This window comes from Novosphingobium aquiterrae (genome assembly GCF_042434435.1).
In the GTDB taxonomy this organism is placed as follows: domain Bacteria; phylum Pseudomonadota; class Alphaproteobacteria; order Sphingomonadales; family Sphingomonadaceae; genus Novosphingobium; species Novosphingobium aquiterrae.
The window spans coordinates 404,076-423,408 of sequence record NZ_JBHLTL010000006.1 but is presented as its reverse complement, the minus strand read 5'-3'; the positions used below and the strand labels follow the sequence as shown (position 1 = coordinate 423,408).

Annotated in this window: 24 protein-coding genes; 15 read left to right on the top strand and 9 right to left on the bottom strand. The window is 65.2% G+C overall.

The annotated features are described in order from the left end of the window. Positions 1-21: 21 nt before the first annotated feature. The 10 genes from ACFFF7_RS11850 (at position 22) to ACFFF7_RS11805 (ending at position 9,982) form a co-directional block, all read left to right on the top strand. Positions 22-1,167 carry an acyl-CoA dehydrogenase family protein gene (locus tag ACFFF7_RS11850; protein WP_379481560.1) on the top strand — a complete coding sequence of 382 codons (1,146 nt, stop codon included), beginning with the start codon at positions 22-24 and terminating at the stop codon, positions 1,165-1,167. After that, positions 1,164-1,562 (top strand): VOC family protein, encoded by a 399-nt coding sequence (locus ACFFF7_RS11845; RefSeq protein ID WP_379481559.1) that lies wholly within the window; start codon positions 1,164-1,166, stop codon positions 1,560-1,562. The genes ACFFF7_RS11850 and ACFFF7_RS11845 overlap by 4 nt, the downstream gene beginning before the upstream one ends. Further along, positions 1,559-2,602, top strand: a complete 1,044-nt coding sequence (locus ACFFF7_RS11840; RefSeq protein WP_379481558.1) for an enoyl-CoA hydratase/isomerase family protein — start codon at positions 1,559-1,561, stop codon at positions 2,600-2,602. Before ACFFF7_RS11845 ends, ACFFF7_RS11840 begins: the two co-directional genes overlap by 4 nt. After that, positions 2,599-3,381: an enoyl-CoA hydratase-related protein gene (locus tag ACFFF7_RS11835; RefSeq protein ID WP_379481557.1), complete on the top strand. Its 783-nt coding sequence runs from the start codon at positions 2,599-2,601 to the stop codon at positions 3,379-3,381. Before ACFFF7_RS11840 ends, ACFFF7_RS11835 begins: the two co-directional genes overlap by 4 nt. A 1-nt stretch (position 3,382) precedes the next feature. Then, complete coding sequence (gene mmsB, locus ACFFF7_RS11830) at positions 3,383-4,252, top strand: 3-hydroxyisobutyrate dehydrogenase (RefSeq protein ID WP_379481556.1); 870 nt, start codon at positions 3,383-3,385, stop codon at positions 4,250-4,252. Positions 4,253-4,304: 52 nt separating this feature from the next. Then, positions 4,305-5,198 (top strand): DMT family transporter, encoded by an 894-nt coding sequence (locus ACFFF7_RS11825; protein ID WP_379481555.1) that lies wholly within the window; start codon positions 4,305-4,307, stop codon positions 5,196-5,198. A 132-nt stretch (positions 5,199-5,330) separates the two neighbouring features. Next, complete coding sequence (acnA, locus tag ACFFF7_RS11820) at positions 5,331-8,003, top strand: aconitate hydratase AcnA (protein ID WP_379481554.1); 2,673 nt, start codon at positions 5,331-5,333, stop codon at positions 8,001-8,003. Between the two features lie 125 nt (positions 8,004-8,128). Then, positions 8,129-8,812 (top strand): hypothetical protein, encoded by a 684-nt coding sequence (locus ACFFF7_RS11815; RefSeq protein WP_379481553.1) that lies wholly within the window; start codon positions 8,129-8,131, stop codon positions 8,810-8,812. A 527-nt stretch (positions 8,813-9,339) separates the two neighbouring features. Next, positions 9,340-9,783, top strand: a complete 444-nt coding sequence (locus tag ACFFF7_RS11810) for a hypothetical protein (protein WP_379481552.1) — start codon at positions 9,340-9,342, stop codon at positions 9,781-9,783. Further along, positions 9,776-9,982, top strand: coding sequence for a helix-turn-helix transcriptional regulator (locus tag ACFFF7_RS11805; RefSeq protein WP_379481551.1), 207 nt, complete (start codon positions 9,776-9,778; stop codon positions 9,980-9,982). The genes ACFFF7_RS11810 and ACFFF7_RS11805 overlap by 8 nt, the downstream gene beginning before the upstream one ends. Here ACFFF7_RS11805 and ruvB read toward each other — a convergent pair. Then, a complete protein-coding gene (gene ruvB, locus ACFFF7_RS11800) occupies positions 9,962-10,996 on the bottom strand; it encodes a Holliday junction branch migration DNA helicase RuvB (RefSeq protein ID WP_379481550.1) in 1,035 nt (344 codons plus the stop codon). The two genes, ACFFF7_RS11805 and ruvB, sit on opposite strands and share 21 nt — an antisense overlap. Positions 10,997-11,060: 64 nt before the next feature. Between ruvB and ACFFF7_RS11795 the strand changes: the two genes are divergently transcribed. After that, positions 11,061-12,179 (top strand): dipeptidase, encoded by a 1,119-nt coding sequence (locus ACFFF7_RS11795; RefSeq protein ID WP_379481549.1) that lies wholly within the window; start codon positions 11,061-11,063, stop codon positions 12,177-12,179. Position 12,180: 1 nt separating this feature from the next. Here the strand turns inward: ACFFF7_RS11795 and ruvA are convergent, their stop codons facing one another. From ruvA to ACFFF7_RS11775, 4 genes are all read right to left on the bottom strand, one after another. Next, positions 12,181-12,780, bottom strand: a complete 600-nt coding sequence (ruvA, locus tag ACFFF7_RS11790) for a Holliday junction branch migration protein RuvA (protein ID WP_379481548.1) — start codon at positions 12,778-12,780, stop codon at positions 12,181-12,183. 75 nt (positions 12,781-12,855) lie between these two features. Continuing rightward, complete coding sequence (locus ACFFF7_RS11785; protein WP_379481547.1) at positions 12,856-13,194, bottom strand: hypothetical protein; 339 nt, start codon at positions 13,192-13,194, stop codon at positions 12,856-12,858. Positions 13,195-13,289: 95 nt separating this feature from the next. After that, positions 13,290-13,784, bottom strand: coding sequence for a crossover junction endodeoxyribonuclease RuvC (gene ruvC, locus ACFFF7_RS11780; protein WP_379481546.1), 495 nt, complete (start codon positions 13,782-13,784; stop codon positions 13,290-13,292). Next, positions 13,781-14,524, bottom strand: coding sequence for a YebC/PmpR family DNA-binding transcriptional regulator (locus ACFFF7_RS11775; protein ID WP_379481857.1), 744 nt, complete (start codon positions 14,522-14,524; stop codon positions 13,781-13,783). Before ACFFF7_RS11775 ends, ruvC begins: the two co-directional genes overlap by 4 nt. A gap of 248 nt (positions 14,525-14,772) precedes the next feature. On the opposite strand from ACFFF7_RS11775, the gene ACFFF7_RS11770 reads away from it, so the two are divergent. Next, the gene (locus tag ACFFF7_RS11770) at positions 14,773-15,372 is read left to right on the top strand and encodes a CPBP family glutamic-type intramembrane protease (RefSeq protein ID WP_379481545.1); all 600 of its coding nucleotides are present in this window, start codon (positions 14,773-14,775) and stop codon (positions 15,370-15,372) included. Here the strand turns inward: ACFFF7_RS11770 and ACFFF7_RS11765 are convergent. Genes ACFFF7_RS11765 through ACFFF7_RS11755 form a run of 3 tightly spaced genes read right to left on the bottom strand, consistent with a single transcriptional unit; the run spans position 15,369 to position 16,363 of the window. Continuing rightward, the gene (locus ACFFF7_RS11765) at positions 15,369-15,686 is read right to left on the bottom strand and encodes a YbjQ family protein (protein WP_379481544.1); all 318 of its coding nucleotides are present in this window, start codon (positions 15,684-15,686) and stop codon (positions 15,369-15,371) included. The two genes, ACFFF7_RS11770 and ACFFF7_RS11765, sit on opposite strands and share 4 nt — an antisense overlap. A gap of 59 nt (positions 15,687-15,745) precedes the next feature. Then, a complete protein-coding gene (locus tag ACFFF7_RS11760) occupies positions 15,746-15,982 on the bottom strand; it encodes a DUF2312 domain-containing protein (RefSeq protein ID WP_379481543.1) in 237 nt (78 codons plus the stop codon). A gap of 45 nt (positions 15,983-16,027) precedes the next feature. Continuing rightward, positions 16,028-16,363 carry a DUF1244 domain-containing protein gene (locus tag ACFFF7_RS11755; RefSeq protein ID WP_379481542.1) on the bottom strand — a complete coding sequence of 112 codons (336 nt, stop codon included), beginning with the start codon at positions 16,361-16,363 and terminating at the stop codon, positions 16,028-16,030. Between the two features lie 65 nt (positions 16,364-16,428). On the opposite strand from ACFFF7_RS11755, the gene pyk reads away from it, so the two are divergent. Together pyk and ACFFF7_RS11745 are read left to right on the top strand one after the other, a co-directional pair. Continuing rightward, positions 16,429-17,892 carry a pyruvate kinase gene (pyk, locus tag ACFFF7_RS11750; RefSeq protein WP_379481541.1) on the top strand — a complete coding sequence of 488 codons (1,464 nt, stop codon included), beginning with the start codon at positions 16,429-16,431 and terminating at the stop codon, positions 17,890-17,892. Continuing rightward, positions 17,889-18,071, top strand: a complete 183-nt coding sequence (locus ACFFF7_RS11745) for a KOW domain-containing RNA-binding protein (RefSeq protein ID WP_379481540.1) — start codon at positions 17,889-17,891, stop codon at positions 18,069-18,071. Before pyk ends, ACFFF7_RS11745 begins: the two co-directional genes overlap by 4 nt. Here ACFFF7_RS11745 and ACFFF7_RS11740 read toward each other — a convergent pair. Next, complete coding sequence (locus ACFFF7_RS11740; RefSeq protein WP_379481539.1) at positions 18,068-18,730, bottom strand: YggS family pyridoxal phosphate-dependent enzyme; 663 nt, start codon at positions 18,728-18,730, stop codon at positions 18,068-18,070. The genes ACFFF7_RS11745 and ACFFF7_RS11740 overlap by 4 nt on opposite strands. A gap of 31 nt (positions 18,731-18,761) precedes the next feature. On the opposite strand from ACFFF7_RS11740, the gene ACFFF7_RS11735 reads away from it, so the two are divergent. After that, on the top strand, positions 18,762-19,325 hold the full coding sequence (locus ACFFF7_RS11735; protein WP_379481538.1) for a thiamine phosphate synthase: 564 nt from the start codon (positions 18,762-18,764) through the stop codon (positions 19,323-19,325). The last annotated feature ends 8 nt before the right edge of the window (positions 19,326-19,333 follow it).

Below are 19,333 nucleotides of genomic sequence, written 5' to 3'. Positions count from 1 at the left end.
CGCCAAGGGGGAAAAGACAGAATGCACGATCAGTTTGCGCTGACCGAGGATCAGCTGGCCATCCAGGACATGGCGCAGAAATTCACGGCCGACCGCATCACGCCTTTTGCTGCCGAATGGGACGAGAAGGCCCACTATCCGGTCGAGGTGTGGAAAGCCGCGGGCGAGCTGGGCTTCGGGGCGATCTATGTCTCGGAAGCGAACGGCGGGATCGGCCTGGGTCGGTTGGAAGCCGCGCTGATCATGGAGGCCATGGCCTATGGCTGCCCGGCGACCAGTGCCTACATCTCGATCCACAACATGGCGGCGTGGATGATCGACCGCTTCGGCGGTGACGAGATCAAGGCGCGCTACCTGCCCAGCCTCGTCTCGATGGACAAGATCGCCTCTTACTGCCTGACCGAACCGGGCTCGGGCTCGGACGCGGCAGCGCTCAAGACCAGCGCCCGACTTGATGGCGATCACTACGTCCTCAACGGCACCAAGCAGTTCATCAGCGGCGCGGGCTACAACGACATCTACGTCTGCATGGTCCGCACCGGCGAGGACAAGTCCAAGGGCATTTCCTGCCTGGTCGTCGAAAAGGACACACCCGGCCTTTCATTCGGTGCGCCCGAGAAGAAGCTCGGCTGGAATGCCAGCCCGACCGCGCAGGTGGTGTTCGAGGATTGCCGGGTACCGGTCGCCAACCGCGTCGGCGCCGAGGGCGAAGGCTTCCGCTTCGCCATGGCTGGGCTCGATGGCGGACGGCTCAACATCGGCGCCTGCTCGCTGGGCGGGGCACAGCGCTGCCTGGATGAAGCGGTCAAGTACACCAAGGAACGCCAGCAGTTCGGTCAGCCAGTGGCCGATTTCCAGAACACCCAGTTCATGCTGGCCGACATGGCCACCGACCTGGAAGCCGCACGCGCGCTGCTTTATCTCGCCGCCGCCAAGGTCAATGCCGGAGCGCCCGACAAGAGCCGCTTCTCCGCCATGGCCAAGCGCCTGGCGACCGACAGCGGCAGCAAGATCGTCAACGACGCGTTGCAGCTGTTCGGCGGCTATGGCTATCTCAAGGACTACCCGATCGAACGCTTCTGGCGCGACCTCAGGGTCCATTCGATCCTTGAAGGGACCAACCAGGTGATGCGGATGATCGTCGGGCGGGATCTGCTGCGGCAATGACCGCGCTATCGCTGGGCATGGTCACCCTGGTCGTGCCCGACTACGACGAGGCCATCGCCTTTTTCGTCGGAAAGTTGGGAATGCGCCTGGTGGTCGACCGGCAGGAAAGCGCGACCAAGCGCTGGGTAGAAGTGGGCGGAAACGGCGGCCTGCGATTGCTGCTGGCACGCGCTGCGAGCCCGCAGCAGGCCGCAGCCATCGGCAACCAGGCCGGCGGGCGCGTCGGTTTTTTCCTCTACACCGACGATTTTGCCGCCACCCACACCGCGATGCGTGCCAAGGGCGTGGCATTTGACGGCGAACCGCGCCATGAGGGCTATGGGTCGGTCGCGGTGTTCACCGATGTGGCCGGCAACCGCTGGGACTTGATCCAGCTTGCAGGAACCGAACAATGACCGAAGACGTCCTGATCCGCCGCGAAGGCGCTGCCGGGTTCCTTTCGCTGAACCGGCCCAAGGCGATCCATGCGCTGACGCTCGATATGGTCCACGCCATGACTCAGGCCTTGCTGCAATGGCGCGAGGATCCCAGCGTCGAGGTGGTAATCATCGACCACGCCGAAGGACGCGGGTTCTGCTCGGGCGGAGACATCGCATTCCTGCGCAATTCGGCGCTGAACGATGGCGGCATTTCGGGCCGCCGGTTCTTCCACGACGAATACCAGCTCAACCATCTGATCTTCACCTATCCCAAGCCGGTGGTCGCCTTCATGGACGGCATCACCATGGGCGGCGGGGTCGGGATTTCGCAGCCGGCCAGGTTCCACGTCGCGACCGAGAATACGCGCTATGCCATGCCCGAGACGGGAATCGGTCTGTTCCCCGATGTCGGCGGCGGCTGGTATCTGTCGCGTCTGCCCGGGCGGATCGGGCAGTTCCTGGCGCTTACCGGCGCGCGGCTCGACGGCGCGGAGTGCAAGTGGGCCGGTCTTGCCACGCATTACCTGCCGCACGACGGCCTGGCCGACGCCAAGGCGCGCCTTGCCGCGGGTCACGACCCGGCACAGGTCCTTGCCGCGCTGGCGGTGACCCCGCCCGAAGCGCGGATCGAAGGCAACGCTGCCCGGATTGCCAGGCACTTTGCCTCCGACCGGTTTGAGGACGTGCTAGCCAGCCTTGAAGGCGAAGACAGCGACTGGGCGGCCAAGGAGCTGGCCACGCTGCGCACCAAGTCGCCGCAGACGTGCAAGGTCGCACTGCGCCAGCTGAAGGACAGCCTGACCTGCACGGATTTCGCCGCCAACATGGCGATGGAATACCGCATAGGCAGCCGCGTGCTGACCCTGCCAGACTTTGCCGAGGGTGTGCGTGCGGTGATCGTCGACAAGGATGGCGCGCCCAAGTGGGATCCGGCCTCGCCCGAAGGGGTCACCGACGCCCTGATCGACAGCATTTTTGCGCCCTTGCCGGCGGATGAAGAATGGAAACCCCTATGAGCTTTGAAAGCATCCTCGTCGAACAGCGCGGCGCGGTCACCCTGATAACCCTCAACCGTCCTGCCTCGCTCAACGCCCTCAATTCGGGCGTGCTCGAGGAACTGATCACCGCCTTCGCCGCGTTCGAGGCTGATCCGACGCAGCGCTGCGCGGTGCTGACCGGGGCAGGCGAAAAGGCCTTTGCCGCCGGGGCCGATATCAAGGAAATGGCCGACAAACCTGCCGCCGCGTTCTACGCCGACGACTTCTTCGCCCGTTGGACCAGCCACCTGGTCAAGACAACCCGCAAGCCATGGATCGCCGCAGTCAATGGTTTCGCGCTGGGCGGCGGGTGCGAGCTGGCGATGATGGCGGATTTCATCATCGCGAGCGAAAATGCCCGGTTCGGCCAGCCCGAGATCAAGCTGGGCGTCGCCCCCGGAATGGGCGGATCGCAGCGCCTGACCCGTGCGGTGGGCAAGGCCAAGGCGATGGAAATGTGCCTGACGGGCCGCATGATGGACGCTGCCGAAGCCGAACGCTCCGGCCTGGTCGCCCGCGTCGTGCCGCTCGCCAGTCTGGTCGAGGAAGCAGTCAAGACGGCCGCCGAAATCGCCGCGATGCCGCCGCTTGCCGCGATCGCCAACAAGGAAATGGTCAATGCCGCGTTCGAGACCGGGCTGGATCAGGGCATCCTGATCGAACGCCGCATCTTCCAGGTCCTTACTGCGACCGAAGACAAGGCCGAGGGCATGGCCGCCTTCATCGAGAAGCGGGCCGGGGTGTGGAAGGGGAAGTGACATGAAAATCGCTTTCATCGGCCTTGGCAACATGGGCGGCGGGATGGCCGCCAACCTGGTCAAGGCCGGGCACGTGGTTCGCGCTTTCGATCTATCCGCCGAAGCTGCAACGCGGGCCGAGGGCAACGGCTGCTCGGTCCATCCGACCGTTGCCGAAGCAGTCCAAGGCGTCGATGCAGTGGTTTCGATGCTGCCCAATGGCAAGATCGTCGAAAGCGTCTACACCGCCGAGGTGATTGGCAAGGCCCCCCCGTCGGCGCTGCTGCTCGATTGCTCCACGATCGACGTCGATACCGCGCGCAAGGTTGCCGGGGCGGCCGAGGCCGCCGGCTACGCCATGGTCGACGCCCCGGTTTCGGGCGGGATCGCTGCGGCCAATGGCGGCACGCTGACTTTCATGGTCGGCGGCGGCGATGCGGCTTTTGCGCGCGCCGAACCGATCCTGTCCGCGATGGGCAAGGCGGTGATCCACGCCGGAGCATCGGGCGCGGGCCAGGCGGCCAAGATCTGCAACAACATGATCCTCGGCGCGACGATGATCGCGACGTGCGAGGCCTTTGCCCTTGCCGACAAGCTCGGGCTCGATCTGCAGACCTTCTACGACATCTCCAGCAAGGCTTCGGGCCAGTCATGGTCGATGACCAGCTATTGCCCTGTCCCCGGGGTCGGCCCAGCCAGCCCGGCCGACAACGGCTATCAGGGCGGGTTCGCCGCGGCGCTGATGCTCAAGGACCTCAAGCTGGCGATGCAAGCTGCCGCCAGCGTCGGCGCCAGGGTGCCGATGGGCCAGCGCGCCGAAGAGCTCTACGCAGCGTTCAGCGATGCCGGCAACGGCGGCAGCGACTTTTCGGGGATCATCAAGACGCTGTGACCTTGCCCTGATCGCCGGGCTCCCCTACCCAGCCGGGCAGGGGAGAACCAAGGTGCCTGCGGGCCAGCATCGTCACCACCATCTGCTGCCCTTCGTGGCGGTCACGATCGGAATCGCCTGCTTTTCGATCATGGACGCGCTGATGAAGGGCGCGAGCCTGGCAGTCGGGGCTTACAGCGCGATGCTGTGGCGCTCGGCCGCCGGGACTGTGCTGATGGCGCCGCTGTGGAAGGCGCGCGGCGGCACCCTGCCACCTGCTCCGCGAATGCGGCTGCACGCGCTGCGCGGGGCCAATACGGCCGGCATGGCGGTGTCGTTCTTCTATGGCATCACCAAGCTGCCATTGGCCGAAGGCATCGCGATTTCGTTCATTGCGCCGCTGATCGCGCTCTACCTTGCCGCGATCCTGCTGGGCGAGAAAGTGACGCGCAAGGCGGTCCTTGCCTCACTGCTTGGCTTGGCCGGAGTCGCTGTTATCTGCGCGGCGCGGTTCAGCCAGGGCGGGCTGGACGACGAAGCCGTGCTGGGGATCGCCGCGATCCTGCTGTCGGCGGTGCTCTATGCCTGGAACCTGATCCTGCAGCGCCGCCAGGCCCAGATTGCCGATCCGGTGGAGATCGCCCTGTTCCAGGCGGTGTTTACTGGCCTGGTCCTGTCCGTCTTCGCGCCGTGGTTCGCCGTCTGGCTGCCCTTGGCGCAATGGCTGGGCGTCGGCCTGTCGGCGGTCCTGGCGATGACATCGCTGATGCTGATCGCCTGGGGCTATGCCCGGGCCGAAACCCAGGTGCTGCTGCCGATCGAATATACCGCCTTCATCTGGGCTGCGCTGATGGGCTGGCTGATGTTTGACGAGAAACTGACAAGTGCAACCGTGGCCGGTGCCGTGCTGATCGTGATCGGCTGTTGGATCGCCGCGCGCGGGCACACCGAACAGACCGCACTTTAATCGAATAGTGCGTCCCGCACCCTTGACGCGCAATGGAATCACGCGCATCGGCGGCGCCGACAACAGGCCATGCTGCTGCTGCGAATACGGTCGCGCGGCGCGCAGGTTCCACAGTTCAGGAGATCACGCGGGATGACCCAGGTCGGACAGGATACACTCGGCACGCGCAGCACGCTTAGCGTCGGCGGCACGGATTATGCCTATTACTCGCTGGCCAAGGCTGCGGCCAAATTAGGTGATGTCAGCCGCCTGCCCTTTTCGATGAAGGTTCTGCTGGAAAACCTGCTCCGCTTCGAAGACGGCGGCTTCACCGTCTCGACCGACCACGTCAAGGCGGTGATCGACTGGCAGCACAATCCCACCGAATCGTCCGAGGAAATCCAGTACCGCCCGGCCCGCGTGCTGCTGCAGGACTTCACCGGGGTGCCCTGCGTGGTCGATCTGGCGGCGATGCGCGATGCGATCGCCACGCTGGGCGGCGATACCTCACGGATCAACCCGCTGGTCCCGGTCAACCTGGTGATCGACCACTCGGTCATGGTCGACGAGTTCGGCCATCCCAAGGCCTTCGAAGAAAACGTCGAGATCGAATACCACCGCAACATGGAGCGCTACGACTTCCTCAAGTGGGGATCGAAGAGCCTCAACAACTTCTACGCCGTGCCCCCGGGCACCGGAATCTGCCACCAGGTCAACCTTGAGAACATCGCCCAGACGGTGTGGACCTCGAAGGACCAGGACGGCGTCACCGTGGCCTATCCGGACACCTGCGTCGGCACCGACAGCCACACCACGATGATCAACGGCCTGGGCGTGCTTGGCTGGGGCGTCGGCGGGATCGAGGCCGAAGCGGCAATGCTCGGGCAGCCGGTTTCGATGCTGATCCCCGAGGTGGTCGGGTTCAAGCTGACCGGCGAACTGAAAGAAGGCGTCACCGCCACCGACCTCGTCCTGACCTGCACCAACCTGCTGCGCCAGCACGGCGTGGTCGGCCGCTTTGTCGAATACTACGGCCCGGGCCTTGCCTCGCTGAGCCTGGCTGACCGCGCGACGCTGGCCAACATGGCCCCCGAATACGGCGCGACCTGCGGCTTCTTCGGGATCGACGACAAGACGCTTGACTACCTGCGCCTCACCGGCCGCGAGGAAAGCCAGATCGCGCTGGTTGAAGCCTATGCCCGCGAACAGGGCTTCTGGATCGATCCGTCGGTCGAACCGGTGTTCTCGTCCACCCTCGAACTCGACATGGGCAGCGTGGTGCCCTCGCTTGCCGGGCCCAAGCGCCCGCAGGACCGGGTCGACCTGACCCACGTCGACGACGTCTTCGCCAAGGACATGGCCGAGGTCTACAAGAAGGCCAACAGCCGCGTCGCGGTCGAAGGCAAGGATTTCGACATCGGCGACGGCGACGTGATGATCGCCGCGATCACAAGTTGCACCAACACCAGCAACCCGGGCGTGCTGGTCGCCGCAGGGCTCGTCGCCAAGAAGGCCGACGCGCTGGGTCTGAAGCCCAAGCCGTGGGTCAAGACCTCGCTCGCTCCCGGCAGCCAGGTGGTGACCGACTATCTGGTCAAGGCCGGACTGCAGCAACACCTCGACAATATCGGCTTCAATCTGGTCGGCTATGGCTGCACCACCTGCATCGGCAATTCGGGTCCGCTGGCCGAACCGATCAGCAAGGCGATCAACGACAACGGGCTGGTCGCCGCGGCAGTCATCTCGGGCAACCGCAACTTCGAAGGTCGCGTTTCGCCCGACGTGCGCGCCAACTTCCTCGCCAGCCCGCCGTTGGTGGTCGCCTATGCGCTGAAGGGCACGGTGATCGAGGATTTCACCACGACCCCGATCGGCACCGGCAGCAACGGCCAGCACGTGTTCCTGAAGGACATCTGGCCCACCAACCTCGAGGTCGCCGAAACCATGGCCTCGTGCCTCGACCGCTCGATGTTCCAGGCACGCTATGCCGACGTCTACAAGGGCGACAAGCACTGGCAGGCGATCGACGTCACCGGCAGCGAAACCTACCAGTGGCGCGCCGGCAGCACCTATGTCGCCAACCCGCCCTATTTCGAGGGCATGAGCATGACCCCGGCCCCGGTGCTCGACATCGTCGATGCCAAGCCGCTGCTGATCCTGGGCGATTCGATCACCACCGATCACATCAGCCCGGCCGGTAACATCAAGGCCGACAGCCCGGCGGGGCAGTGGCTGATGGAGCACCAGGTCGCCAAGGCCGACTTCAACTCCTACGGCGCGCGCCGCGGCCATCACGAAGTGATGATGCGCGGCACCTTTGCCAATATCCGGATCAAGAACGAGATGGTTCCGGGCATCGAAGGCGGAATGAGCCGCTATAACGGCGAAGTCATGCCGGTTTACGACGCGGCGATGAAGAACAAGGCCGACGGCGTGCCGATGGTGGTCGTCGCGGGCAAGGAATACGGCACCGGTTCAAGCCGCGACTGGGCGGCCAAGGGCACCAACCTGCTGGGTGTGCGCGCGGTGATTGTCGAGAGCTTTGAGCGCATTCACCGCTCAAACCTGGTCGGCATGGGCGTGCTGCCGTTGCAGTTCAAGGACGGCGACACGCGCAATTCGCTCGGCCTCGACGGCGATTGCACCTTCACGATCCACGGTGTCGCCAGCCTGACCCCGCGTCAGGACGTGACGGTCGAAGTCACCCGCAAGGACGGCTCGACCTTCACCTTCACCGCGCTGTGCCGGATCGATACCGCCAACGAGATCGAGTATTTCAACAACGGCGGTATCCTGCACTATGTGCTGAGGAAGCTGGCAAGCTGAACGACGCTGGCAGTAGCCTGGCAAACAACGGAAAAGGGCGGCCTTGCGGGGCCGCCCTTTTTTGTTTGTGTGATGCTATCCGGGACTATGCGACCCTGTCGCCCTTGGGCTGGCGGCGGCGGTTGATGACCGCAGCAGCTGCTGCACCAAACAGGACCAGCATCGGGGGCGCCGGAACTTCGGTGCCGCTAGTGGTACCCGATGTAGTGCCAGAGGTCGTTCCCGAAGAAGTTTCACCGCCGGTGCTGGTCGAGGTCGAAGAAGAGGTCGACGACGAGGATGAGGTGGACGAGGACGTCGAAGACGAGGTCGAGCTCGACGATGACGTGCTGCTCGAACTGGTGACATTGCCCGACGAGGTCGAGGTGCTGCTCGAGCTGGTTACGTTACCCGACGAGGTCGAAACATTGCCCGAAGTCGTGGTGCTTGAGACACCGCCGGTCGAGGTCGAGACGCCGCCGGTCGATGTGGTCGAGCTTGACGTGATGCCGCCGGTGGTGGTGGTGCTTGTCAACCCGCCGGTCGACGACGATGTCGATCCACCCGATGTGGAAGTCGAACCGCCCGAGCTGGAGCTGGAGGTCGACCCGGTGGTAGTCGAGGTGATCACGACCGAGCCGCTCGATCCGCCGCTGCCGCCGAAGAAGCCACCGAAGAACCCGCCGCCGAAGCCGAAGCCGCCCGAACCGCCGATCACCACGGTGCCGCCGCCGCTGCCGCCTTCGGGCGCAGGCTGTGCGGGCAGCTGGGGCATATATGGCATGGCCATCGCCATCTGCGGTGCCGGATCCTGCGCGGCGCAAGTGTAGCTCTTGGTGACGACGCGACGGATGCGCTTCATCTTGCGCGGTTCGCCCTTGGCAATCCGGCGCACCGCCTTGTGGCGAACCTTTGCCGGGGCGGCCGCAGCATGCTTGACATATTGCACCCGCTTTGCAGGGGCTTCGGCAACGTGAACGGCACCGCCGCCAATTACCGCGCCGCCGGCAGCAAGCGCCGCAAGTTTCGCAATGGCCATCCTTACCGACATAAGCTTTGCTCTCTTTGCCCTGTTGAGCGAAACTGCACCGACCGACTGGCCGGCCAATGCGCCCCCTTAGCTGCAAGAGGACAGAGAGAGGTTAAGCCGACAATGGGGTTAACCGTCTTTTGAGGTGCCGGATGCGCGAAAAAGTGCCGGTTCAGAAGGTCGGCAGCAGTTGTGTGCCATTCTGAAACCGTTAGCTGACGGCTTATAACGGAATGGCGCGGCACCGATCAATGCGGAGACGCTCTTGACAGATGTAACCCAGGCGTTACATGTAACCCGAAGGTTACTTGGAGAGGAAGATCGACGATGTCCGAATCAGCATCGAATGGCGCACTCGTGGAACGTCTGGCCCGCCGCCGTACGCGGATCCTGCCGGTGCTTGGGCTGTTCATGATCATTCAGCAGTCGGCCTATTTTGCCCATGGCGACGGCTCGCGCTTGGTCGACCAGGTGCGAATCAGCGCCTGGGTTGTGACCAGCGCGATGATCCTGCTGGTCCTGACCACCGGCGGGTTCTGGCTGCGCAGCCACGAAGTGCGGGCCATGCTCGACGATGAGGGCACCCGCGCCAACCGCGCCGCGGCGCTGTCGCTCGGCTTCCTGTGCGCGATGCTGACGGCGATGATCCTGTTCGTGCTGCAGCGCGTTTGGGCGTTCACTGCCGGCGAGGCGATCCACCTGATCGTTACCGCGGGGGTGTTTTCGGCACTGATCCGCTTTTCGATCCTGGAGCGGCGCGCCCTTGGCTGAGCACCTGACCAACCGCCTGAAGGAACTGCGTGAGGCGCGCGGCCTGACCCAGGCGCAGTTGGCCGAAGCGATCGGGGTCAGCCGCAAGACCGTGAATACGGTCGAGAACGGGGTGTTCGTGCCCTCGACGATCATAGCGCTGAAACTGGCCGCGGTGCTCGGCGAGCCGGTCGAGGCGCTATTTTTCCTCGCCGAATAGGTCGGGCGCCGAACCGCCCGGCGGGGTCAGCCCCAGGTGCTGCCAGCCGCGATCGTTGAGGCAGCGGCCACGCGCGGTCCGTGCGATCAGGCCCAGCTGGATCAGGAACGGCTCGATCACGTCCTCGACCGTGTCGCGCGGTTCGCTCAGGCCTGCGGCGAGGGTTTCCACACCGACCGGGCCGCCCTTGTAGATGTCGGCGATCATGTGGAGATAGCGTCGGTCCTGTGCATCAAGACCCAGTGCATCGACTTCGAGCCGGGTCAGCGAGGCATCGGCGAGGCCCTGCGTGATCGTGCCATCGCCGCCGACATGGGCAAAGTCGCGCACCCGCCGCAGCAGCCGCCCCGCCACCCGCGGGGTGCCGCGCGCGCGCCGGGCAATCTCCTGCGCCCCGCCCGGATCGATCCCGATGCCGAGCAGTCCAGCGCCGCGCGTCACCACGCGTTCCAGTTCGGGCACCGAGTAGAAATTGAGCCGCACCGGGATCCCGAAACGGTCGCGCAGCGGTGTGGTCAGCAGCCCCTGACGGGTCGTCGCGCCGATCAGGGTGAAGGGCGGCAAGTCGATCCGCACCGAGCGCGCCGAGGGTCCCTCGCCGATGATCAGATCGAGCGCGCGGTCCTCCATCGCGGGATAGAGCACTTCCTCGACCACCGGATTAAGCCGATGAATTTCATCGATAAACAGGACGTCGCCGGGCTCGAGATTGGTCAGCAGGGCGGCAAGATCGCCCGACTTGGCGATCACCGGACCAGAGGTGGCGCGGAACCCCACCCCCAGCTCGCGCGCGACAATCTGCGCCAGCGTGGTCTTGCCCAGCCCCGGCGGGCCATAGAACAGCACATGATCCATCGCCTCGCGCCGCGAACGGGCGGAATCGATGAACACCTTGAGGTTGTCCTTCGCCCCCGCCTGCCCGACAAACTCGGCCAGCGTCTTGGGCCGCAGCGCCGCATCGGCGTCTTCGGGCTGGCGCTGGGCGGACAGGAGGGGATTGGGATCGCTGGCCATCGGATTTGAATTAGCAGGACGCTGCCGCTAGACCAGCATTTCCTTTGGGGGAAGGCCAGCCGAAATGTTGAACCGCCGCACAATGATCGCCGGATCGCTCGCCGCTGCCGCCGCAGCCACGGTCGAAGCCAAATCCAGGGCAAAGGATGACTGGTTCGACCGGGCAATCGTCATCGACGCGCTGGGCGGCCTGGACGATCCTTACGGCGAGGAATCCATCTCGCGCCTGTCGGATCGGGCGATTTCCGAGATGATGGCGACCGGAGTGACCATGCTGCGCGGCACGGTAATGCCGGTCGGCAACGTCGCGGATCCGTGGGACGAATACCGCAAGAGCATGGACCAGTTCCATCAGGCCCTGGCCGCCAATCCCGATCGGCTGGTGCTTATCCGCGGCGCGGCTTACATCCTCAGGGCCAAGCGCGAAAAGAAGTTCGGCGTGATGATCGGAACCCAGGACACCTGCATGATCGGTCCCGCGCTCGACCGGGTGGCCGAGATGAAGAAGGACGGTGTGCTTTCGATCCAGCTGACCTACAACAACGGCAACCTTGCCGGAGACGGCGCGCTGGAGCCGCGCGACGGCGGCCTGACCAAGCTGGGCAAGGCGACGATCGCGCGGATCGAGGCGGAAAAACTGCTGCTCGACCTTAGCCACGGCGGCGCGCGGACCATGATCGAGGCCGCCCAGTTCGCCAAGCGCCCGCTGGTAATCAGCCACACCGGCGCCCGCGCCCTCAACGATCACCCCCGCAACATTGCCGATGAGGTGATGCGTGCAGTGGCCGAAAAGGGCGGCGTGATCGGGGTCTATTTCATGCCGTACCTGACCGCTGACAGGCACCCCAGCGGCGCGGCGCTGATCGCCCATATCGAGCATATCGCGCGGGTCGCCGGCGACGATCACGTCGGGATCGGCACCGACAACGGGGTGCTGCCGACGCTGCTCGACGAAAAGAGCAAGAAGGCGATGGACGACTGGACGCTGGAGCGGATCAAGCGCGGCATCGCCGCGCCGGGCGAAGCTGTGGGTGTCTACACCCTGGTCGCGGACTACAATACGGTGGACCGCTATCGCCGCCTCGCCGCTGACCTTGCCAAGCGCGGCTGGAGCCAGGCGCGGCTCGAGAAGCTGTTCGGCGGAAATTTCCTGCGTGCCTACAAGGACGCTTGGGGCGGCTAGGTTACCCCGCCGCCCTCTTCAGCGCGACCCGCACAAGGTCGTTGAGCACCGCGCCCTCGCCCAGTTCCTCGATAGCCCGTGACACCGCCATGGTCGCCACGTTCGGCTTGAAGCCCAGGTTCTGCAGCGCCGAAACTGCGTCGGCGCTGGCCGAACCCGCCGGGACCGCCGCCATTGCCGCGCCCGGCCCACCGGGCACGCCGCCGGCCTTGTCCTTCAGCTCGTTGACAATCCGCCCGGCCAGCTTGGGCCCGACGCCTTGCGCCCGCGCCACCATCGCCGCGTCGCCGGCAGCGCAGGCGCGGGATAGCTCATCAGTCGAAAGCGCCGAAAGCACGGCGAGGGCCATCTTGCTGCCCACCCCCTGCACCGCGGTGAGCAGGCGGAACCAGGCCCGTTCCTCGCCGCTGGCAAAGCCGACCAGGCGCATGTCGTTTTCCGAAACCTGCAGTTCGGTGTGGACCGTCACCCGATCCCCGCGCGCGCCCAAGGCATCGAGCGTCTTGGCGCTGCAATGAACCAGATAGCCCACTCCGCCGACGTCGATCACCGCCCAGTCAGGGCCGAAATCGTCGAGCGTACCGGAAAGGCGGGCGATCATGCTTTGTTCCTGACGGAAAACGCCGCGCCCGTAAAGGCGCGGCGTCAGATTTCCACCGGGACAGGTCTTGCGGGGTTAGAGACCAGGGATCCGTATGTCCGCGGCCAGCCCGCAGGCCAGCGCAGCACCGGCGACCTGCAAGGTGGTCTGGTTGTCGCGCAGCGAGCCGGCGACACGCACCAGATCGCCGAAGGTCGGCGAGCCGCCGGTGTCGTAATCGCGCGCGGCGCGGGCTAGGCGATCGACCTGTCCAGTCGTCAGATGTCCGCGCAGGAATTCTGCCGCGCAGCTTGCCTTGTTCTCGGACAGGCCATAGCGCTGCAGCGCATCGGAAATCTGGTAGCGACTGGCGGTGCAGGCCGACAGCGAGAGGCCGGCAACGGCGGCGAGCGAAAGGGTCTTGGCAAGGCGCATGGGGAAACTCCGGCTGCGAAACAAGCGCCGCCCCTAGCCCGTGGTCCTTGAACCTCAGATTGCTCCGCCGGGCAGGCCGACGAAAGGTGCACGCTTCAACCCGGTAAATGCCCGGACTGGCGGCTTGTTCCCAAATGGGCGTGAGCAATTGCGACGGCCAGCGCATCGGCGGCATCGGCACCGCTCAGGACCACCCCCGGCAGCAGCACCTTGACCATCGCCTGAACCTGGGCCTTTTCCGCGCCGCCGGTACCGACCACGGCCTTCTTGACCAGCCGCGTGGCATATTCGCTGATCGGCAGTCCGGCGCGGGCCAGGGCGAGCAGGCAGACCCCGCGGGCCTGGCCGAGCTTGAGCGTCGATTGGGGGTTCTTGTTGACGAAGACTTCTTCGACCGCGCTGTCGGTGGGTTGCCAGCGGGCGATCACGTCGCTGAGCTCGCGGTCGAGCACGACCAGCCGTTCGGGCAACGATGCCTTCGCATCCGTCCTGACCTGGCCATTGGCAATGTGGCTCAGCCGATTGCCGCTTTTCGCGACGATGCCCCAGCCGGTGCAGGTCAGGCTGGGGTCAAGGCCGATAATGATCAACCAAGCTTTTCCATCACCGCGTCGGGAATTTCGTAATTGCCCCACACGGTCTGGACGTCGTCATCGTCGTCGAGCACGTCGATAAGCTTGAGCAGCGTGGCGGCGTCGGCCTCGCCCACTTCGGCCTTGAGGCTGGGCTTCCACGCCAGCTTGACGCCCTCGGCCTCGCCGAGCGCCTTTTCCAGCTCGCGCGCCACGGGATGGAGGTTTTCCACCGCGACCCAGATCGCGTGGCCGTCGACATCGCTTTCGACATCGTCGGCGCCGGCTTCCAGAGCGGCTTCGAACACCCTGTCGGCATCGCCCGCCTTGGCCCCGTATTCGATCAGCCCGAGCCGCTCGAAGCCGTGGCTGACTGCGCCGCTGGCACCCAGATTGCCGCCATTCTTGGCAAAGGCGGTGCGCACGTTGGTGGCGGTGCGGTTGCGGTTGTCGGTCAGCGCCTCGACAATCAGCGCGACCCCGCCCGGGCCGTAGCCTTCGTAGCGCACTTCCTCATAGTTCTCGCCATCGCCCTTGGCGGCCTTGTCGATCGCGCGCTGGATGTTGTCCTTCGGCACCGACTGCGCCTTGGCGGCATTGACCGCAGCACGCAGGCGCGGATTGAAGTCGGGATCGGGCATGCCCATTTTCGCCGCGACAGTAATTTCGCGGCTAAGCTTGGAAAACAGCCCCGCCCGCTTCTTATCCTGCGCGCCCTTGCGGTGCATGATGTTCTTGAATTTGGAATGGCCGGCCATGGCGTCCTGTTTCGACTGGAAGTGGATTGCGCGCGCCCTTACACCGGGCAAGGCCTTTTGGGCAAGGATGGGGAAGCAATTCCAGCATGACTGATTATACTGAACTTGCGGCAGTCTTCGAGGATGGACCCACCGACGCGCCTGAGACTGCGAAATCATTCCTCGGCGAATTTCTGAAGTTCTTGCGGAGGCCCGCCGTTCTCCCGCCTTTAGGTTGGCGCAATGGAGGCGCTAGGCGCTGGGCGGTGATGACAGCCTTGCTCATTGCCGGCCTGATCGGGGTGCTGCTGCCTTTCCTTGGCGCCTGGCAGAAGGCCTTCGATCTGCCCTCGCCCACGGCCTTCGACGCTTTCCCGAAGCAATGGCTGGTCCCCGTGACCGTGCTATTTGCGCCGGTTGCAGAGGAACTGTTGTTTCGCGGCTGGCAGCGGGGAAGTGCCTCCGCGCTTTGGTTGCTGCTTTGCGCCCTTGTCGGCGCGGCCGTGCTGACCCTGGTGACCGATCCGGCGCAGGCGCGGCCGGCTGGCGGCATCCTGCTTGCAGCCCTGGTCGCCGCGCCGATCGGCTGGTTCCTGCTGCGCAAGCGTCCAGCGCCGCTGGACTGGTTCGCGCGGTTTTTTCCGTGGATTTTCTACGCGGTGGCGGTGGGCTTCGCGCTGTTCCACCTGACCAATTACCCGCGGCTCAGCCTGCTGATGGTCCCGCTGGTCCTGCCGCAGCTATGGGCCGCACTGGTGCTGGGATACCTGCGCCAGCGGCTGGGGCTGGCGCAGGCGATCCTGGCGCACGTGGCGGCCAATGCCTGCAGCATCGGCCTCGCCCTCGCTTCCGGCTCAATCGGGTCCTAAAGGACGACCGCCGTGCCCGAAGTGCTGACCATCAGCATCGACCCGTTGGCGCCCAGCACTTCGTAGTCGATATCGACCCCGATCACGGCATTGCCGCCCAGCGCGGTGGCCTGGCCCTCCATCTCCTCAAGCGCCTGCTTGCGCGCGCGGGCCAGCACGTCCTCATAGCTGCCCGAGCGCCCGCCAACGATGTCGCGCACGCTGGCGAACAGGTCGCGGAACAGGTTGGCGCCGACGATCACTTCACCGGTAACGATGCCCAGATACTTCTGGACCGGGCGGCCCTCGACGGCATTGGTGGTGGTGGACAGCATCGCGTTACTCCCTTGTGGCATGGACAGCCGAGATAGGGAGCCTGGCGCCGCTGCCAAGATCAACCCAGGCCGAGCGCCGCCTTGTAGGTATCGAGCAACATTTCCATTTCGGCACGGTCGTCAGGCTTCATTTTGCGCAGTCGGACGATCTGGCGCATGATCTTGCCGTCATAGCCCACCGCCTTGCCCTCGGCGTAGACGTCGCGGATGTCGTCGGCGATGCCCTTCTTTTCCTCTTCAAGGCGTTCGATCCGCTCGATCAGCAGGCGCAGGCGGTCGTCGGTGGCATCGGCCATGGTGGGGTAAGCTCCGGTTGAAGTGAGAATCGGTCGAGCGCGCTCTTAGGGGGCGGGCGCGTTCTTCTTCAAGCTCTCGGCCATGCGATCGAGCTGGTCCTGGGTCGCTTCCCTGTGGAAACGTGTTTTCCATTCGGCCGCCGGCATGCCGTGGATCACTTCGCGCGCGTTGTCCTTGTCCAAGGGCGCGCCCGCGTCGCGGATCCAGTCGGCCAGGCAATTGCGGCAGAAACCCGAAAGGATCATCAGATCGAGGTTCTGGGCGTCATGGCGGTGACGCAAATGGCGGACAAGGCGGCGGAACGCGGCGGCGGCGACCGCATCGTCGAGCGCCTCGAGCGGATCGCCCGGGGTCGCATTCGTATTTTCGCTGCAGCTCATGGCTCGGTCCTTGGTCTTTCCCGGCGGCTTTGCCATAGGAGAGGCCAACAAAGGAAGATGGTACAGTGGCAAAGATCGACCCGCGCGGGCGCAAAGTGAAAATCCTGGCAACGCTGGGTCCGGCCAGCCGCAGCCCGGAAATGATCACCAAGCTTATCCAGGCCGGGGCTGACGCCTTTCGCGTCAACATGAGCCACGGCGATCACGAGACCCACGCCGAGACCATCGCCGCAATTCGCGCGGTGGAAAAGGACCTGTCGCGGCCGATCGGCGTGCTCTGCGACCTGCAGGGACCCAAGCTGCGGGTCGGCCAGTTTGCCGGTGGCAAGGCGGTGATCCGCCATTCGGGCCATTTCACGCTCGACCGCGATCCGACGCCGGGCGATGAAAATCGTGTCTGTCTGCCCCACCCCGAACTGTTCGGCATCCTCAAGAAGGGCCAGCGCCTGTTGATCGACGACGGCAAGCTGCGCCTGAAAGTGATCGAGGCAGACGAAAACAAGATCTTCTGCTCGGCCGAAGTCGGCGGGGTGATCTCCGATCGCAAGGGGGTCAACGTCCCCGACGCGGTTGTCCCGGTCCCGGCGCTGACCGACAAGGACCGCCGCGACCTCGCCTTCGCCCTGGAGCAAGGAGCGGACTGGATCGCGCTGTCCTTCGTCCAGCGGCCCGAGGACGTGGCCGAAGCGCGCAAGCTGATGGGCGGCAGCGAAACCGCGCTGATGGCCAAGATCGAAAAGCCCGCCGCTGTCGAGCGGCTGGAAGAGATCATTGAGCTGGCCAACGGCATCATGGTCGCCCGCGGCGACCTCGGGGTTGAGCTCAACCCCGAGGAAGTGCCGCCGCTGCAGAAACATATCGTCGCCATGACCCGGCGTTCGGGCAAGCCGGTGGTGGTGGCGACGCAAATGCTCGAATCGATGATCGAAAGCCCGGCCCCGACCCGCGCCGAAGTCTCCGACGTGGCCAATGCGGTTTACGACGGGGCCGATGCAGTGATGCTTTCGGCCGAAACCGCCAGCGGCGCCTGGCCGGTCGAGGCGGTGACGATCATGCACCGCATCGCGGCACAGGTCGAACGCGATCCCGGCTATGCCGAGCGGGTCCACTTCACCGAAGTTCGCCCCGATGCGACCACCGCAGACGCCCTGGCCCAGGCCAGCGCGACCATCGCCAACACGGTCAAGGTCGAAGGGATCATCGTCTTCACCGGATCGGGATCGACCGCGCGGCGCGTCGCGCGCGAACGGCCATCAGTACCGATGCTGGTGCTGACCCCGTCGCAACGCATCGCCCGCCGCCTGGCGCTGCTGTGGGGCGCGCACCCGGTAGTGACCAAGGATATCGGCAGCTTCGAAGAGATGATTGCCAAGGGCAAGCGCATGGCGCTGCGCCACGGATTTGGCGGCGCAGGATCAAAGTTGATCGCATTGGCCGGCGTTCCCTTCGGCACGCCCGGTTCGACCAACCTGCTGCATGTGGTCACGCTGAGCGGGGACGAGCTGAAGAAGCACACGTCCGCGGAATGAGCGACAACGGCACCATCGTGAACGGCGATGCCTGCGTGGTCGTTGCCGGAACACACAAGGGCCGCGGCGGCGTGGTCGAGGACTGGAAGCTGAGCAAGACTGGCCATGCCACAGTAACCGTGCGCGAACCGTCTGGCGAGCGGTTCAAGACACTCGCCCGGAATGTTGCCAAGACCTAACTCCGCTCGCCAAACAGCGCCGAACCTACCCTGACGTGGGTTGCGCCCAGCATAACCGCTGTCTCAAAGTCCTCCGACATCCCCATGCTGCGCCCGGCCAGGCCGTGTTCGCGCGCCAGCTTGTCGAGCAGCGCAAAGAACGGCGCGGGTTCGATCCCCAGCGGCGGCACACACATCAGGCCGATCACCGGAAGGTCGGCAGCGCGCGCCTCGGTCAACAGCGTCGGCAAGTCAGCGATCGCACAGCCGCCCTTCTGCTCTTCGGCGCCGATATTTACCTGAACAAAGCACGGCAGCTGCCGTCCTGCCCGGTCCATCGCCCTGGCCAGTGCGGCGACTAGCGAAGAGCGATCGAGCGAATGGATGCAATCGAACAATGCCACCGCTTCATCCGTCTTGTTGGATTGCAATTGCCCGATCAGGTGAAGCACAAGGCCGGGGTGGGCTTCGCGCAGCGCGGGCCACTTGGCCTGGGCTTCCTGCACTCGGTTTTCGCCGAACACGCGCTGGCCGGCCTGGATCAGCGGCACGATCGTTTCGGCCGGATGGGTCTTGCTCACCGCGATCAGTGTCACTTCGCTGGTATCGCGCCGGGCGATTTGCGCGGCATGGGCAATGCGGTTCCGGATATCGGCAAGGCGGGTGGCTGGATCGGTCATGGGGCGCTGCTATAGCGGTGCGATGGCGCGAATGAAGCCCCTGACGAAACACTGGCCCAAAGTGTGGATCGTTTCCGACGCACGCAATGATGCGGCGCTGGGCCGCGCGCTGAAAATGTTGCCACGCGGCAGCGGGCTGATTTTCCGCCACTATCACTTACCCTTGGCAAAGCGCCGCACCCGTTTTGCCGCGCTGAAGCGCCTCGCCCACGCCCGGGGGCATCTGATCGCCTGGTCGGGCAGCGTTGCCGAGGCGCGCCGCCTGGGCGCGGATGCCGCCTATGGTTCGAGCACGGCCTTGCAAAATGGCAGCGCCTTGCCGCGCCTGGTGACTGTGCATTCGCTGCACGAACTGGCCCGCGCGCAACGCGCCGATGCCGTGCTGCTCTCGCCGGTATTTGCCACCCGCAGCCATCCCGGTGCGAATACGCTTGGTCCGCTGCGCTTCCGATTGATCGCCGCCCGCGCGCAAGTTCCGGTCATCGCGCTGGGGGGCATGAACGCCAAGGCGGCGCAGCGTCTGGACTGGCAGATGTGGGCTGCAATCGACGCCTTTTGCGGCAAAGCGACTCCGCGGAATCCCTTGGATTCTTGACGGGGAGT

Coding starts and splice junctions, on each gene's coding strand:
- ACFFF7_RS11850 (WP_379481560.1), top strand. CDS start 22: ATGCACGATCAGTTTGCGCTGACCGAGGATCAGCTGGCCATCCAGGAC.
- ACFFF7_RS11845 (WP_379481559.1), top strand. CDS start 1,164: ATGACCGCGCTATCGCTGGGCATGGTCACCCTGGTCGTGCCCGACTAC.
- ACFFF7_RS11840 (WP_379481558.1), top strand. CDS start 1,559: ATGACCGAAGACGTCCTGATCCGCCGCGAAGGCGCTGCCGGGTTCCTT.
- ACFFF7_RS11835 (WP_379481557.1), top strand. CDS start 2,599: ATGAGCTTTGAAAGCATCCTCGTCGAACAGCGCGGCGCGGTCACCCTG.
- mmsB (WP_379481556.1), top strand. CDS start 3,383: ATGAAAATCGCTTTCATCGGCCTTGGCAACATGGGCGGCGGGATGGCC.
- acnA (WP_379481554.1), top strand. CDS start 5,331: ATGACCCAGGTCGGACAGGATACACTCGGCACGCGCAGCACGCTTAGC.
- ACFFF7_RS11815 (WP_379481553.1), top strand. CDS start 8,129: ATGACCGCAGCAGCTGCTGCACCAAACAGGACCAGCATCGGGGGCGCC.
- ACFFF7_RS11810 (WP_379481552.1), top strand. CDS start 9,340: ATGTCCGAATCAGCATCGAATGGCGCACTCGTGGAACGTCTGGCCCGC.
- ruvB (WP_379481550.1), bottom strand. CDS start 10,996: ATGGCCAGCGATCCCAATCCCCTCCTGTCCGCCCAGCGCCAGCCCGAA.
- ACFFF7_RS11795 (WP_379481549.1), top strand. CDS start 11,061: ATGTTGAACCGCCGCACAATGATCGCCGGATCGCTCGCCGCTGCCGCC.
- ruvA (WP_379481548.1), bottom strand. CDS start 12,780: ATGATCGCCCGCCTTTCCGGTACGCTCGACGATTTCGGCCCTGACTGG.
- ACFFF7_RS11785 (WP_379481547.1), bottom strand. CDS start 13,194: ATGCGCCTTGCCAAGACCCTTTCGCTCGCCGCCGTTGCCGGCCTCTCG.
- ACFFF7_RS11775 (WP_379481857.1), bottom strand. CDS start 14,524: ATGGCCGGCCATTCCAAATTCAAGAACATCATGCACCGCAAGGGCGCG.
- ACFFF7_RS11770 (WP_379481545.1), top strand. CDS start 14,773: ATGACAGCCTTGCTCATTGCCGGCCTGATCGGGGTGCTGCTGCCTTTC.
- ACFFF7_RS11765 (WP_379481544.1), bottom strand. CDS start 15,686: ATGCTGTCCACCACCACCAATGCCGTCGAGGGCCGCCCGGTCCAGAAG.
- ACFFF7_RS11760 (WP_379481543.1), bottom strand. CDS start 15,982: ATGGCCGATGCCACCGACGACCGCCTGCGCCTGCTGATCGAGCGGATC.
- ACFFF7_RS11755 (WP_379481542.1), bottom strand. CDS start 16,363: ATGAGCTGCAGCGAAAATACGAATGCGACCCCGGGCGATCCGCTCGAG.
- ACFFF7_RS11745 (WP_379481540.1), top strand. CDS start 17,889: ATGAGCGACAACGGCACCATCGTGAACGGCGATGCCTGCGTGGTCGTT.
- ACFFF7_RS11740 (WP_379481539.1), bottom strand. CDS start 18,730: ATGACCGATCCAGCCACCCGCCTTGCCGATATCCGGAACCGCATTGCC.
- ACFFF7_RS11735 (WP_379481538.1), top strand. CDS start 18,762: ATGAAGCCCCTGACGAAACACTGGCCCAAAGTGTGGATCGTTTCCGAC.